At 75.2% G+C, this 11,719-nt stretch carries 15 protein-coding genes; 6 read left to right on the top strand and 9 right to left on the bottom strand.

The window, feature by feature from the left end:
* Window positions 1-80: 80 nt before the first annotated feature.
* The gene (locus OG871_RS18420) at window positions 81-359 is read left to right on the top strand and encodes a hypothetical protein (protein WP_371497922.1); all 279 of its coding nucleotides are present in this window, start codon (window positions 81-83) and stop codon (window positions 357-359) included.
* A gap of 111 nt (window positions 360-470) precedes the next feature.
* A complete protein-coding gene (locus OG871_RS18415; RefSeq protein WP_371497921.1) occupies window positions 471-965 on the top strand; it encodes an NUDIX domain-containing protein in 495 nt (164 codons plus the stop codon).
* Window positions 966-972: 7 nt separating this feature from the next.
* On the opposite strand, the gene OG871_RS18410 is transcribed toward OG871_RS18415, so the two are convergent.
* Together OG871_RS18410 and OG871_RS18405 are read right to left on the bottom strand one after the other, a co-directional pair.
* Window positions 973-1,674: a class I SAM-dependent methyltransferase gene (locus tag OG871_RS18410; protein WP_371497920.1), complete on the bottom strand. Its 702-nt coding sequence runs from the start codon at window positions 1,672-1,674 to the stop codon at window positions 973-975.
* A gap of 78 nt (window positions 1,675-1,752) precedes the next feature.
* Complete coding sequence (locus OG871_RS18405) at window positions 1,753-2,199, bottom strand: N-acetyltransferase family protein (protein ID WP_371497918.1); 447 nt, start codon at window positions 2,197-2,199, stop codon at window positions 1,753-1,755.
* On the opposite strand from OG871_RS18405, the gene OG871_RS18400 reads away from it, so the two are divergent.
* Window positions 2,198-2,785 (top strand): GNAT family N-acetyltransferase, encoded by a 588-nt coding sequence (locus tag OG871_RS18400; protein WP_371497917.1) that lies wholly within the window; start codon window positions 2,198-2,200, stop codon window positions 2,783-2,785. The two genes, OG871_RS18405 and OG871_RS18400, sit on opposite strands and share 2 nt — an antisense overlap.
* 10 nt (window positions 2,786-2,795) lie before the next feature.
* Here OG871_RS18400 and OG871_RS18395 read toward each other — a convergent pair whose 3' ends face one another.
* Complete coding sequence (locus tag OG871_RS18395) at window positions 2,796-3,506, bottom strand: tyrosine-protein phosphatase (protein ID WP_371497916.1); 711 nt, start codon at window positions 3,504-3,506, stop codon at window positions 2,796-2,798.
* Between the two features lie 448 nt (window positions 3,507-3,954).
* Here OG871_RS18395 and OG871_RS18390 point away from each other — a divergent pair, with 448 nt between their 5' ends.
* The 3 genes from OG871_RS18390 to OG871_RS18380 all read left to right on the top strand — a co-directional run bounded on the left by OG871_RS18390 (window position 3,955) and on the right by OG871_RS18380 (window position 7,441).
* Window positions 3,955-4,746, top strand: a complete 792-nt coding sequence (locus OG871_RS18390; RefSeq protein WP_371497915.1) for an RNA polymerase sigma factor — start codon at window positions 3,955-3,957, stop codon at window positions 4,744-4,746.
* Entirely contained in the window at window positions 4,743-5,609 is an 867-nt protein-coding gene (locus OG871_RS18385; RefSeq protein WP_371497914.1) for a hypothetical protein, read from the top strand. Before OG871_RS18390 ends, OG871_RS18385 begins: the two co-directional genes overlap by 4 nt.
* A 248-nt stretch (window positions 5,610-5,857) precedes the next feature.
* Window positions 5,858-7,441, top strand: coding sequence for a protein kinase (locus OG871_RS18380; RefSeq protein ID WP_371497913.1), 1,584 nt, complete (start codon window positions 5,858-5,860; stop codon window positions 7,439-7,441).
* A gap of 24 nt (window positions 7,442-7,465) precedes the next feature.
* On the opposite strand, the gene OG871_RS18375 is transcribed toward OG871_RS18380, so the two are convergent.
* The 6 genes from OG871_RS18375 to OG871_RS18350 form a co-directional block, all read right to left on the bottom strand.
* Window positions 7,466-8,011, bottom strand: a complete 546-nt coding sequence (locus tag OG871_RS18375; protein WP_371497912.1) for a potassium channel family protein — start codon at window positions 8,009-8,011, stop codon at window positions 7,466-7,468.
* An 88-nt stretch (window positions 8,012-8,099) separates the two neighbouring features.
* On the bottom strand, window positions 8,100-8,771 hold the full coding sequence (locus OG871_RS18370) for a MerR family transcriptional regulator (protein ID WP_371497911.1): 672 nt from the start codon (window positions 8,769-8,771) through the stop codon (window positions 8,100-8,102).
* An 85-nt stretch (window positions 8,772-8,856) separates the two neighbouring features.
* Complete coding sequence (locus tag OG871_RS18365; protein WP_371497910.1) at window positions 8,857-10,299, bottom strand: hypothetical protein; 1,443 nt, start codon at window positions 10,297-10,299, stop codon at window positions 8,857-8,859.
* 145 nt (window positions 10,300-10,444) lie between these two features.
* Window positions 10,445-10,723 (bottom strand): Sec-independent protein translocase subunit TatA, encoded by a 279-nt coding sequence (gene tatA / locus OG871_RS18360; protein WP_371497909.1) that lies wholly within the window; start codon window positions 10,721-10,723, stop codon window positions 10,445-10,447.
* A 157-nt stretch (window positions 10,724-10,880) separates the two neighbouring features.
* On the bottom strand, window positions 10,881-11,231 hold the full coding sequence (locus OG871_RS18355) for a DUF202 domain-containing protein (protein ID WP_371497908.1): 351 nt from the start codon (window positions 11,229-11,231) through the stop codon (window positions 10,881-10,883).
* Window positions 11,228-11,587, bottom strand: coding sequence for a YidH family protein (locus OG871_RS18350; protein ID WP_371497907.1), 360 nt, complete (start codon window positions 11,585-11,587; stop codon window positions 11,228-11,230). The genes OG871_RS18355 and OG871_RS18350 overlap by 4 nt, the downstream gene beginning before the upstream one ends.
* Window positions 11,588-11,719: the final 132 nt, after the last annotated feature.

Raw genomic sequence — 11,719 nt, 5'->3', positions numbered from 1 at the left:
TACCGGAACGGATGCCGCAGCCGTGCAGCCGCCCGACCCGCAGCCCGCGGAGACCGGCGGCCGCCGAAGGGAGGTCGATGATGACCAAACGATCGACGGCCAAGATGACCAAGCTCCGCCGGGGTACCCAGGACATCCTGGAACGCCGCTCGATGGCGACCAGTACGAGCCCGCTCGCCCCGCAGCTCCACACCGACAACCCGACCGCCGCCCGGGTGGGGCCCTACTTCGGTGACGACACCTTCAGCCACGGCGGCCGCCGGGCCCTCGCCGCCACCGCCCCACCGCCGGGCCAGGCCCACCACGCCGAGCTCCCGGGCCACCGGCACCGCGGCGCCGAGAAGCACTCCGCGCACTGAGCGCCCCGACGGGGTGGTGTCCGCACGGCGGGTGCCACCCCGTTCGTCCGCCCGAGGCGGACCGGTGCTGCGAGAGTGGGTCGCGACACCGTCCCGTCCCGAAGGAGTGCCATGTCGGACAGCCCGCTGCTCCAGTCCCGCGAGGAGTGGCTCGCCTCGCTGCACCGGGTGTACGCCGCCGCCGGCTGCCTGATCACCGACCCGGCGGGCCGGGTGCTGATCGTGAAGGCCGGCTACCGCGAGCACTGGCAGTTCGTCGGCGGCACCGTCGACCTCGGCGAGAACCCACGGCAGTGCGCCTCCCGGGAGCTGACGGAGGAGACCGGGATCGTCCGGGAGGCCGGCGAGCTGCTGGTGGTCGCCTGGACCAACCCCTCCGGCGAACTCGACCACCCGGCGAGCCACTTCCTGTTCGACCTCGGCACCATGGCCGCCGACACCCCGATCACGCTGCCGGCCGGGGAGCTCGACGACCACCGCTGGGCCTCCCCCGAGGAGGCCCTCACCCTGCTCGGCCCCGCCCGCTCGCTGCGCCTGACGGCCGGGCTGGCCGCCCGCGCCGACGGCCGTACCCGGGTGCTCACCAGCCCGAGCTCGGGGTTCTGAGGCGTTCTCAGGCGGGGTTGCGCCAGACGTAGGCGGCCGAGACCGGGTGGCTGCGCAGGCGCTCCCACTTCGGCTTGAGCGCGATCCACTCGTCGTCCACCACGGCCTCGCGCATCTCGGCCAGCTCCCAGCCGGCCGCCAGGCCCGCCGAGAGGTGGTCGCTGACCAGGTGGATGTGGGTGGCGATGGCGGTCGGGGAGCCGTCGGCCGCGTCGTAGTGGGTGGGCATGCCGGCGGCCATGATGAAGTACGGGTGCAGGCCGACCAGGACGAACAGGCCGCCCGGGCGGGTCAGCCGCCGGGCCTCGCGGTAGAGCGGGCCGAGGTCGGCCAGGTGCTCGTCCACCAGGGACGAGACCGTCAGGTCGTAGCCGTCCGAGGGCAGGCCGGTGGCGGCCAGGTCCGCCTCGACCAGGCGGTCGTGGGCTCCCTTGGCGCGCGCCCGGGCGAGCATCTCGGGGGTGAGGTCGACGCCGTCGACGGCGCCCACGCCCTGCGCGCGCAGCCAGGCGCCGGTCCGGCCGGTGCCGCACCCCAGGTCGGCCGCCCGGGTGGCCTCGGCCCAGCGCGGGACGGCGAGCGCGGCCAGGACCGCGAGGTCCATGGCGTCCTGCACGGTCTGCTCGTAGGTGTCGGCCCACCCGGCGTAGCCGGTACGGACGTCCACCATCGGGTAGTTGCGGGTGTCGAAGTCGGCGAAGTCAACCATGCCGCCAGTGTTGCCACGGCGGGCGGCCGGCGGCCAGCGGTTTTCCCGGGGCCGGGCGGGGCGAAGGTGGGCGGGCGACTACAGCGCGAGCTTGAAGCCGTCGTGGCTGCGGGTGAAGCCGAGCGAGGTGTAGAAGCGGTGCGCCCGGGCCCGGTCCTTGTTGCTGGTGAGCTGGACCAGGGCGCAGCCGCGCGCCCGGGCCCGTCCGACGGCCGCGTCCAGCAGGTCCCGGCCGAGCCCTTCGCCGCGCCGGTCGGCGCGTACCCGGACGGCCTCGATCAGTGCCCGTTCGGCACCGCCCCGGCCCAGCCCGGGGATGTAGGTCAGCTGGAGGCTGCCGAGCACCGTGCCGTCGCCGGCGTCAAGCACCAGGAGTTCGTTGCGCGGGTCCGCGTCGATCGCGGCGAACGCGGCCTCGTACGCTGCACCGACGGTGATCGAGTCGGGGTCGACCACGGTGTCCTCGTCGGCGAGCAGGCCGAGGACGGCCGGCAGGTCCCGGCGGGTCGCGGTGCGGAAGATCATGACGGGAGTCTGGCAGATGGAGCTGGTGGTCCACCCGGAGGCCGAGGTGCCGTCCGACCTGCGGGCCCAGGTCTGGGAGTTGCAGGAGCAGGCCTGGCCGACCGGGCGGCCGGACCCGGGGGTCGGTCACGATCCGGCGCTGCTGCCCCGCTCGATGCTGCTGCTGGACGGCCCCCGGGTGGTGGCCGCACTCGACCTGCTCACCAAGGAGATCACCCACGCCGGGCAGGTGTTCCGGGCCTGCGGCCTGTCCGCCGTGGTCACCGACCGGGCCCGCCGGGGCCGCGGCCACGGCGGCCGGCTGGTCGCCGCGGCCCGCGGGCATCTCGCCGAACTCGGCGTCGATCTCGGGGTGTTCAGCTGCGACCGGCCGCTGGAGCCGTTCTACCGGCGGGCCGGCTGGCAGCTGCTGCCCGGCACCGTCCTGGTCGGAGGCACGCCGCAGGAGCCCTTTCCGAGCGACCGGCCCGGCTTCGACAAGGTGGTGCTGGCGGAGTTCGTCACCGCGCACGCCCGCGCCCACCGGGCGTCCTTCGCCGGCGCCAGGATCGCGCTGTACCCCGGTGGGATCGACCGTCTCTGGTGATCGCGGCGGCTCAGCCGAGCAGCCTGGCCCGGACGGCGGCCAGCTCGGCGGCGGGCAGGTAGGACTGCGGCTCGAACTCGGCGAGCACCTCCCGCAGGGCCGCCTCGGCCGTGGTGCCCGCCTCGCGCAGGATCTCCTCGGTCACCACCGCCTCGTCGGGCCGTCCGAGCATGCCCCACAGCGGCCGGAGGTTCTCGGTGCTGAGCAGGTAGTCGGCGGCGATCGCCTCGGCCCGCACTCCGGCGACCGCCAGCAGGACCAGCGTGGCCAGCCCGGTCCGGTCGCGGCCGGCCCCGCAGTGCACCACCACGCCGCCCGGGCGGGCCGTGGCGACGGCGGTGACCAGGGCGGCGACGGCGTGCGGGCAGTCGTCCAGGTAGGGGCGGAAGGACAGCGGCGTGCCGTCCAGCCCGCCGAACCGGGCCCACCAGTCGGGGCCGGCCAGCTCGTCGAGCGGCACCCGGACCAGCTCGACGTCGGCCGGGTGGGCGAGCCGGGGCCGGAAGTCCGCCTCGTCGCGCAGGTCCACCACGGTCCGTATGCCGTACGCCCACAGGGCCGCCCAGCCCTCGTCGGTCAGCGAGTCGAGGTTGTCGGCGCGCACGACGGCGCCCCGGCGGGTCCGGCCGCCGTCGACGGTGGGCAGACCGCCGAGATCGCGCACGTTGAGGCAGCCGTCCCAGGCCAGCTGTCGGTCGTCCGTCGTCTCGCTGCTGCGCATGCCGCTGCGTCCCCCGCGTCCCTGTCCCGCCCGGGGGCCTCGTGCCCCCCGGCTGTTGATCAGGACGGGCTGCGGGTCGTCGGCGGTTCCGCCCGAGGGGGCCGGCGCGCCGACCGGCGCGTCCGATCCGGGGGGAGTGCGGCCTGAGCCAGGGCCGGGGCGCGGGCCGGAGCGTGCAGGTCTGCCCTCCGCCGGTGAAGCCCACGGCCCGGAGGCCGGGTGCGAGGTGCTCCCGCATGCCCTCCGCGAGGAGCTCGTGGGCAGTCGTCACCGCCGGTCCGCGGGGGAGGGGCGGCCGGGCGGGAGCGCCCTCCGTCTACGAAGCCATGCCTCGGACACCTTTGCGGGCTGTGGGCGAATGGCAGCGGCTGACAGGGCCTCGTCCCCGACCGGCCGGGCCCGCCCGGGCGGGACCCGCCCTTCGGGTCACCCGCCCGGATGGCGCATCATGTGGCGGGTGCAGAGTGCAGAACACCACGGAGCGGACGCCGACAACGGGGTCGGCCGCCCGATCGGCCAGGGGCGGTCGCCCGACCGCAGGGCCGACCTGGCGGCAGCCGTCCTGGCCGCCCGGGCCGGGGACGAGGACGCCTTCCGGCTGCTGTTCCGGGCCGTCCAACCGGGCCTGCTGCGCTACCTGCGGGTTCTGGTCGGCGGCCGGGCCGAGGACGCGGAGGACATCGCCTCCGAGGCCTGGCTGCAGGTGGCGCGGGACCTCGACCGGTTCACCGGGGACTCCGACGGCTTCCGCGCCTGGGTGGCCACCATCGCCCGCAACCGGGCCATGGACCACCTCAGACGCCAGCGGCGCCGACCGGTCGCCGACCTCCCCGAGGAGTACCTGGCCGAGCTCGCCGCGGCCGAGGACACCGCCGGCGCCGCGCTGGCCACCGTCACCACCTCGGACGCGCTCGCGCTGATCGCCAGGCTGCCCCGGGACCAGGCCGAGGCGGTGCTGCTCCGGGTGGTGCTGGAGCTGGACGCCGAGAGCGCCGCCCGGGTCCTGGGCAAGCGGGCCGGCAGTGTCCGGATGGCCGCCCACCGCGGGCTGCGCAGGCTGGCCGGACTGCTGGAGCAGACCGGCGGAGCGGCGGCCGGCCTACCCGGCCGGGACCGGTCCACGCCGCCCCCGCGGGTGCCCGGGCAGCCGGCCGGACCGGCGCCCGCGGAGACCGCGAAAAAAATTTCCGCCCAGGGTGTGACACCGCGAAGAGCCGCGACGCTGAAGGACATGAGATGAGCACCAACCGATCCCGCCGGATCGACCGCGACACCGCCGAGCAGCTGCTCGCCGGTGCCGGGGCCGACCCGGAGGCCGGTCAGGCCGCCCTCACCGGTCACCCGGCGCTCGCCGGGCTGCTCGCCGCCGCTGCCGCCCAGGCAGTCGACGCCGAGCCGGCCGGGGAGCAGCGGGCCCTGGCGGCGTTCCGGGAGGCGCGCATCAGCCCTGCCACACCGACCAGCCCAGCTGCCCAGCCCCGGAGGCGAACCATGGCGGACACCGCGCTCGCGCGGGCCTTCAGCGCGAAGGCCCTCGCCGCCGCGTTCGCCGCCACGGCGCTCGGCGGCGTCGCGTTCGCCGCGGGCACCGGCACGCTGCCGCCCGCCCTGGGCGGTGGACCCGCTCCGGGACACCGGGTGACCGCGGCGCCGGCCGCCCCCGCGAGCAGCGGTCCGGCACAGCGGACGGCCCCCGTCCGCCCGTCCGGCGGCTCGGCCGCGAACGGGTCGGTGGCCCCGGCGCACCCGAGCGGTTCCGCCACGCCGTCCGGCGCCGTCTCCCCCGGCGGCGGCTCACCCGGCCGTGCGGACGATCCGTCGGACACCGCCGAGCCGGCCGACCGGGCGGACTCGGCCCGGCTCTGCCGATCCCTGCGCGAACGGCTGCGCGGTGGCGCGAGCCTGGCCGACGTGTTGAAGGATCCCGCCCTCGAACAGCTCAACCGGGCGGCGGGCGGCTCGGTCCACACCTCCGCGTACTGCGCGGACGTGCTGCACGAGAAGCTGCCGGACCCACCGTCCGCGACCAAGGACGGACGGCTGCCCGGCAGCGGCCGGACGGCGACGGCCACCCCCGCACCCTCCGGCGAACGCCGGGGGTGACCCAGAACTCCGGTCGGGCGGCGGGCGAACCCCCCGGGCCCGCTGCCCGACCGGTGGCCGCGCTCCGCGCGGTTCGGCAGGACCCGACAGACTCCGGGCGGTCGGTGGGCTCCCCCGTGTCCACCGGCCGCCCGGCCGCCCGGCCCCTGGCCTTCCGGTCCCCCGCCCGAACGCCCGGCCGCTATCGTGCACAGGTGCACGAGGCGAACTGCAGCCTTGGGCCGTCGGAGTGAGGGGAGCGGTTCCCGGTGATCGGACGCGCGCTGAACGGGCGCTACGAGCTCGTCGAGATACTCGGCGTCGGCGGCATGGCCACGGTCTGGCGCGGGATCGACCGTCAGCTCGGCCGCCAGGTGGCCGTCAAGGTGCTGAACGGCGGTCTCGCCGACGACCCCCACTTCGCCGAGCGGTTCGGCCGGGAGGCCCGGCTCGCCGCGATGCTGGTGCACCCCCGGGTGGTCATGGTCTTCGACTCCGGGGTGGACCAGGGGTCGCCATACATCGTCATGGAGCTGGTCCAGGGCCGGCCGCTCAGCCACGTCGTCGCCGATGCCGGGACGCTGCCGCTGGAGCGGGCGGTCGGGGTGGCGGCCGCGGTCTGCGAGGCGCTGGAGGCCGCGCACGGCCAGGGGCTGGTGCACCGGGACATCAAGCCGGGCAACATCATGATCACCGCCGACGGCGGGGTGAAGGTGGTCGACTTCGGCATCGCCAGAGCCGGTTCCTCCGCCGCCGGCCGGCTCACCCAGAACGCGACCGTGCTGGGCACCGCCGCCTACCTCTCGCCGGAGCAGGCCACCGCCGGCGCCGTGGACGCCCGCGCGGATCTCTACGCGGTCGGCTGCGTCCTGGTCGAGATGCTCACCGGTGCCCCGCCGTTCGACGCCGACACCCCGGTCGCGATCGCCTACAAGCACGTCACCGAGTACCCGGTACCGGTCTCCGTGCACCGCCCGGACGTACCGGCGGCCCTGGACGCCGCCGTGCTGCGGCTGCTCGCCAAGCACCCCGACGGCCGGCCGGCCAGCGCCGGCCAGGCCCGCGCCGAGCTCCTCGCCGCCGTCCCCGGCGCGCACCAGGCCGACCGCACCGGCGAACTGCTCGGAGCCGGCGCGGCCACCCAGGTGCTGCCGCCCGTCCCGGCGGGGCTGCTCGCCCAGCCGCCGACCGGCCCGCCGTTGATGGCCCAGGCTCCGCAGGCCGCCGCACCCGCGCCGCGCCACCCGGGCGAGCGGCACACCTCGGTGCTCCCGCCGATCCCCTTCGACCCGCCCGGCGACCACGCCGGCGGCGGGCCGCCGGCCCCGAACCGCCGACCGCTGGTCATCGCCGGTGCGGGAGTGGCGGCGGCGGCCGTCGCGGTCGTGGTCGCGGCGCTCAGCCTCGGCGACTCCTCGGGGGGAGCGGTCGCCGCCCCGGTCTCCTCGTCCGCCGCCACCCAGGCCGTCCCGTCCGCGTCACCGGCCGCGCCCACCGCCTCGCCCGGCCTCGGCGCCTCGCCGTCCCCCTCCGCCCCGGCCTCCGGGTCGCCGTCCGGGAAGGCCGGCCCGGCCCTCGGGATCGCGCAGCTCAGGGCGGTCGTCGCGCAGACCAGGATCAATCGCGACCGCGACCGCCAGGAGGAGCTGATGCAGATCCTGGACGAGGCGGCCAGGTCCGTCGTCTCCCGCCACCCGGACACCGCCGAGGACCAGCTCCGGGACGCCCAGAAGGTGGTCCGGGACCTCGCCAAGCGGAAGGCCATCGACGGTGACACCTCGCAGGCCTGGCAGTCCCGGCTGACCTCGCTGATCGCCGCCGTGCACGCCCAGCAGCAGGACGGGAACGGCTGACCGCGGACCGGCCCGCCCGGCGGCTCAGCCGTGGCGGCGACGCCGGTCGGCCCGCTGCTCCAGGGCTCTGCGCAGCCGGCTGTTGATCGCGGTGGCGCCTGCCGTCAGAAAGACCAGGGTGTAGAGGATCTGGACCATCACCAGAACCCGGGCCGTCTGCCCGGTCGGCACGATGTCGCCGTAACCGACGGTGGCCATGGTGATCACGGTGAAGTAGAGCGAGTCCACCTTGGTGCTGATCCCCGGGAACTCGCCGGGCGTGCGGGCCATCGCCAGGTAGGCGGTGGCGAACAGCACGATCGAGAAGCAGACCAGCATGATGATCACCAGCGCGGGGTGGCCGCGCTCGCCGATCACCTCCTGCTGGATCTGCCGGAGCAGCGTGATCGCCACGCCGACCAGCGAGAGGCCGAAACAGGCCCAGCTGAGGGTCGGGTGGTGCGGACCGAAGACGCCCAGCGGTACCACGAACCAGGCCGCGAACAGCAGCACCGGAAGCCCGAGCGCGATGACCCAGGCCAGCGGACGGACCGCCTTGCCGTGCATCGGCTCCTCCGGTGGTCGGGACACGTCCGGTCCCGTCCAGCCTGGGGGACGCGCGCGCGCCACGCGGGGCCGGGCTGCGCCGTTCGGGCGCCGCGGCCGGCCGATCCCGCCGTCAGCCGAGGTTCGCGGGGGCCGTCCGCTGGGCGGCGAACAGCCGGTGCGAGGCGTCCTCCTGGGCCAGCCTGCGCAGCGCGGCCAGCGCCGCGTCGCCCAGGACGGTGCCGATCACGGCGCTCTCCACCAGGCCGTCCGGATCCGGGTGGGTGGCGACGGCGGCCACCTCGGCGGCGGCGAGCCGCTCCGCCGCGGCGGCGTAGTCGTCCAGCAGCCCGATCAGCTCGTCCTGGCCGAGGGTGTGGAAGGCGACGATCACCTGGGCCAGGGCCTGCCGGGCGGGGCTGTCGGTGGTGACCTGCCAGCCGAGCCGGTCGACCAGCTTCTCGACCGCCCGGTCGGCCTGCTCCCGCGCCGCGCTCTCGCCGGCGCTCTCGACGCCGGTGGCGGGGGAGGGGGCGGTCACCGCGCCGAGGGCGACGCCGAGGGTGTCGTGCAGCGAGCGGCCCGGGGTGTCCAGGGCGGTCAGCACCTCGCGGGCCGAGGCGATCGAGAGCCGGCCGACGTCGATCATGGCGCGCACCAGCTTGAGCCGGTGGACGTGGGTGTCGCCGTACTGGGCCTGGTTCGGGCTGGTCAGCTCGCCGGCCGGGAGCAGCCCTTCACGCAGGTAGTACTTGATCGTCGGCACCGGCACGCCGGTCCGGCCGCTCAACTCGCCGATTCGCATGGCTGTCCGCTCCCTGGTCTCCGCTGAATGGATAGCCTACCTTCCCAATATGTCGCGGAGGACGACGGCCCTCGTCGCCGCCCGCTCAGCCCCCGGCGGCTTCGGCGGGCTCGCCGGGCCCGCCGGGCCCACCGCGTTCGGCGGGTTCGCCGGGCTGGTCCAGGAACTCCAGGATCGCCAGGACCAGCAGCAACAGCAGGGCCAGCCAGAGCACCACCGCCACGGTCGGGTAGCTCCACAGCAGCAGGACGAGGGCGAGCACGCAGGTCACACCCCAGCCCAGCCAGGCCTTCCAACGGTGCACGAACCGGCCGACCGGGCCGAGCCGCATGCCCAGCCGCTCCGCCGCGTCCCGGACGGCGCCGAGCCCGGCCTGCCACAGGCCGCGTACCGCGCTCGCCCGTCGGCCGCTCCCGGACAGCCAGGCTCCCAGCGCGACCACGATGCCCAGCGCCAGCAGCATCCGGACGGCGGCGCGCAGGTAGCGGACGAGCGCGTCGTAGACCGCCGCCGCGGCGTCCTCGTTGACCCCGGACGGCAGTTTGTCCAGGTAGATCACCCGGAAGACGGTCAGCCCGATCCCGAGCACCCCCGCGCCGACGGCCATCGCGATCGCCGTGGTGACCACCGCGCGCCGACGCCGCGCGGTCAGCAGAACGCCGCCGACGGCGCACAGCAGCGTCACGACGGGCAGCCAGAATCCGACCAGCTCCAGCAGCCGGAAGCCGGTCTGGACGCTTTTCACACTGTCGGAGCGGATCAGTGTGATGTCGGTGTGCACCTCCGGGATCTTGGCGGCGACGCCCACGCCCCGGTCCACCAGACGGGTCTTCACCTCGTCGATCAGCGGCGCCAGGTCCAGGGTGACGGTGTCGCCCTTGATCTCGACGGCGCCGCCGCCCTTGCCGGTCAGCGCCTTGTCCACGGCCGCGTGGATGTTGCGGTTGGCGTTGACCCAGAGGGTGGCGAAGGCCTCACTCTCGACCAGCCGCTGCACCTGGTCGTGGACGAAGCCGGTCAGACCGCTCGTCAGGGCGGGGCCGACCTTCTTCAGCGCGGTGTCCAGGAGCGGCCGGTCGGCGGGGGCGATGTCCGCCAGAAGGCTGTCGATCGGTAGCTGCTGCATGATCAGATCGGTCACCCGGTTGGTGACGGCGCTCTGTACGGCCGGGTCCTTGGCCAGCGGGGCCACCGTGGCGACGTACCGGTCGGTGTCGGAGATCTGGGAGTTCGTCCAGGTGGCGATGGCGGACAGCGGGGTCAGCACGGCCGCGAGCGTGATCAGGACGGCGGCCAGCAGGGATCTGAGCCGGTGTCGGGGCGGGGCCGGCGTCTTCTTCTCCAGGACGGCGACCCGCTGCCGGAGCTCGGTGAGCTCGTCGGGCTCGGCGGGCTCCGCGGCTGACGGCTGCTCCGGGCCGGGCGCCGACGGCTTGGGGCCCGACGGCTCGGAGTCCGAGGGCTTGGGGCCCGGCGGTTGCTCCGGGTGCGGGGGCCGGTCCGGTTCCGGTGCTCCTGGGGTGGCCATGGCAGTCCTCCGAGCACTCGGCGCGATCGTCGAATACCAGGAGATAACAGAACAAATAGGACGGCTACTCGACTACTCCGTCGGGCGGCCATGACAGAGCCCCCGTTCCGTCGGTGACGGAACGGGGGCTCTGGAGCCGGGAGGCTCAGGCGCCGGTGGCCGACTTGGTGGTGTCGGCGGACTTCGTGACGTTGGTCGGCGCGACCGCCGGGCGGGGCTGCTCGGCCGGGCTCTGGGCCGCGGTGCCGTTCTGGGTCTCGGCCGGAGCGTCGTCCTCGCGCAGGGCCTTCGTCTCGGCCTTGAGGATGCGCATCGACTTGCCGAGGCCGCGTGCCATCTCGGGCAGCTTCTTGGAGCCGAACAGCAGGACGAGCACGACCACCATGATGATGAGGTGCCAGGGCTCAAAACCGTTACGGAACATCCCTGACCACCGGTCCTTTCGCGGAAGTTCTCGCCGAATGCCAGCCGGACGGACTTGCCCGACCTGGCCAGTATGCCTGGCCCGGTCCGAGAACGTATACACCCGTCGGCAAACGCTGGTCGAAAACCAGGTGCTGAGCGGCTTGTGGTCTGGACCATTATTCGGTCGCGGGGTCCGCTCCGGGGGCCGTCAGCACACACCAGGCACTGCCTGCCGCGGCCACCGCCACCGTGAGCGCCAGCACCCGCAGCGGCATCACCCGGACCGCTTCCGGGACCGCCCCCGCGACCTCCAGCCGGCGCCGGCGGCGCAGCCCGTACCCGAAGAACCCACAGGCCGCGGCGGCCAGCAGACCGCCGAGCGCGGTCAGTCCCGGCTGCCGGGAGACCAGGCCGGTGCGCAGGATCAGCATCGCGTCGACGGTCAGCAGCAGGGCGGTGCGTCCCCAGGCCAGCAGCGTGCGCTCCGGCTGCAGGCCCGGGTCGCGGCCGGGCGGGGACGCGGTCACCGGACGGAGCCGATGATCAGGACGGTGAACACCGCGGCGGCCACCACCACACAGACCGTCAGCACCAGCATGATCCGGGTGTAGGGCAGTCGGCCGCCCTCCCGGATGGCCCGCTCGACCCGCACCCAGCGGCGGTACGCGGTGGCGCCGAGCCCGGCGCCGCCGAGCGCCAGCACCACCGCGAGGGCCGCCCGGACCGGGGCCGACGCGAGGCCGGGGGTGAGCTGGTCGATCGCGACCGCCCCGGCCAGCAGCGCCAGTGCCGTGCGGATCCAGGCCAGGAAGGTGCGCTCGTTGGCGAGGGTGAAGCGGTAGTCCGGGTCCTCGTGCTCGCGGCGCCAGGCTGGTTCCGGCATCGGCGGCGGGCCTCCTGCGGTCGGTGCTGCGCGGGTCGGTGCACGCGGGTCGGTGCTGCGCGGGTCGGTACTGCTGGGGTCGCGGACCACGCTAGGACGCGCCGGGCGGAAAGGCGCGCGGCACGGCGAGGG

This window comes from Kitasatospora sp. NBC_00374 (assembly GCF_041434935.1).
Classification (GTDB): domain Bacteria; phylum Actinomycetota; class Actinomycetes; order Streptomycetales; family Streptomycetaceae; genus Kitasatospora.
The sequence above is the reverse complement of the archived record's forward strand: the minus strand, read 5'-3'. Positions and strand labels throughout refer to the sequence as shown.

Excerpts from the sequence above, each read along its gene's own strand:
- OG871_RS18370 (WP_371497911.1), bottom strand. The coding sequence starts at position 8,771 with ATGCGAATCGGCGAGTTGAGCGGCCGGACCGGCGTGCCGGTGCCGACG.
- OG871_RS18350 (WP_371497907.1), bottom strand. The coding sequence starts at position 11,587 with ATGCCGGAACCAGCCTGGCGCCGCGAGCACGAGGACCCGGACTACCGC.
- OG871_RS18385 (WP_371497914.1), top strand. The coding sequence starts at position 4,743 with ATGAGCACCAACCGATCCCGCCGGATCGACCGCGACACCGCCGAGCAG.
- OG871_RS18390 (WP_371497915.1), top strand. The coding sequence starts at position 3,955 with ATGTGGCGGGTGCAGAGTGCAGAACACCACGGAGCGGACGCCGACAAC.
- OG871_RS18405 (WP_371497918.1), bottom strand. The coding sequence starts at position 2,199 with ATGATCTTCCGCACCGCGACCCGCCGGGACCTGCCGGCCGTCCTCGGC.
- OG871_RS18410 (WP_371497920.1), bottom strand. The coding sequence starts at position 1,674 with ATGGTTGACTTCGCCGACTTCGACACCCGCAACTACCCGATGGTGGAC.
- OG871_RS18400 (WP_371497917.1), top strand. The coding sequence starts at position 2,198 with ATGACGGGAGTCTGGCAGATGGAGCTGGTGGTCCACCCGGAGGCCGAG.
- OG871_RS18365 (WP_371497910.1), bottom strand. The coding sequence starts at position 10,299 with ATGGCCACCCCAGGAGCACCGGAACCGGACCGGCCCCCGCACCCGGAG.
- OG871_RS18415 (WP_371497921.1), top strand. The coding sequence starts at position 471 with ATGTCGGACAGCCCGCTGCTCCAGTCCCGCGAGGAGTGGCTCGCCTCG.
- OG871_RS18420 (WP_371497922.1), top strand. The coding sequence starts at position 81 with ATGACCAAACGATCGACGGCCAAGATGACCAAGCTCCGCCGGGGTACC.
- OG871_RS18395 (WP_371497916.1), bottom strand. The coding sequence starts at position 3,506 with ATGCGCAGCAGCGAGACGACGGACGACCGACAGCTGGCCTGGGACGGC.
- tatA (WP_371497909.1), bottom strand. The coding sequence starts at position 10,723 with ATGTTCCGTAACGGTTTTGAGCCCTGGCACCTCATCATCATGGTGGTC.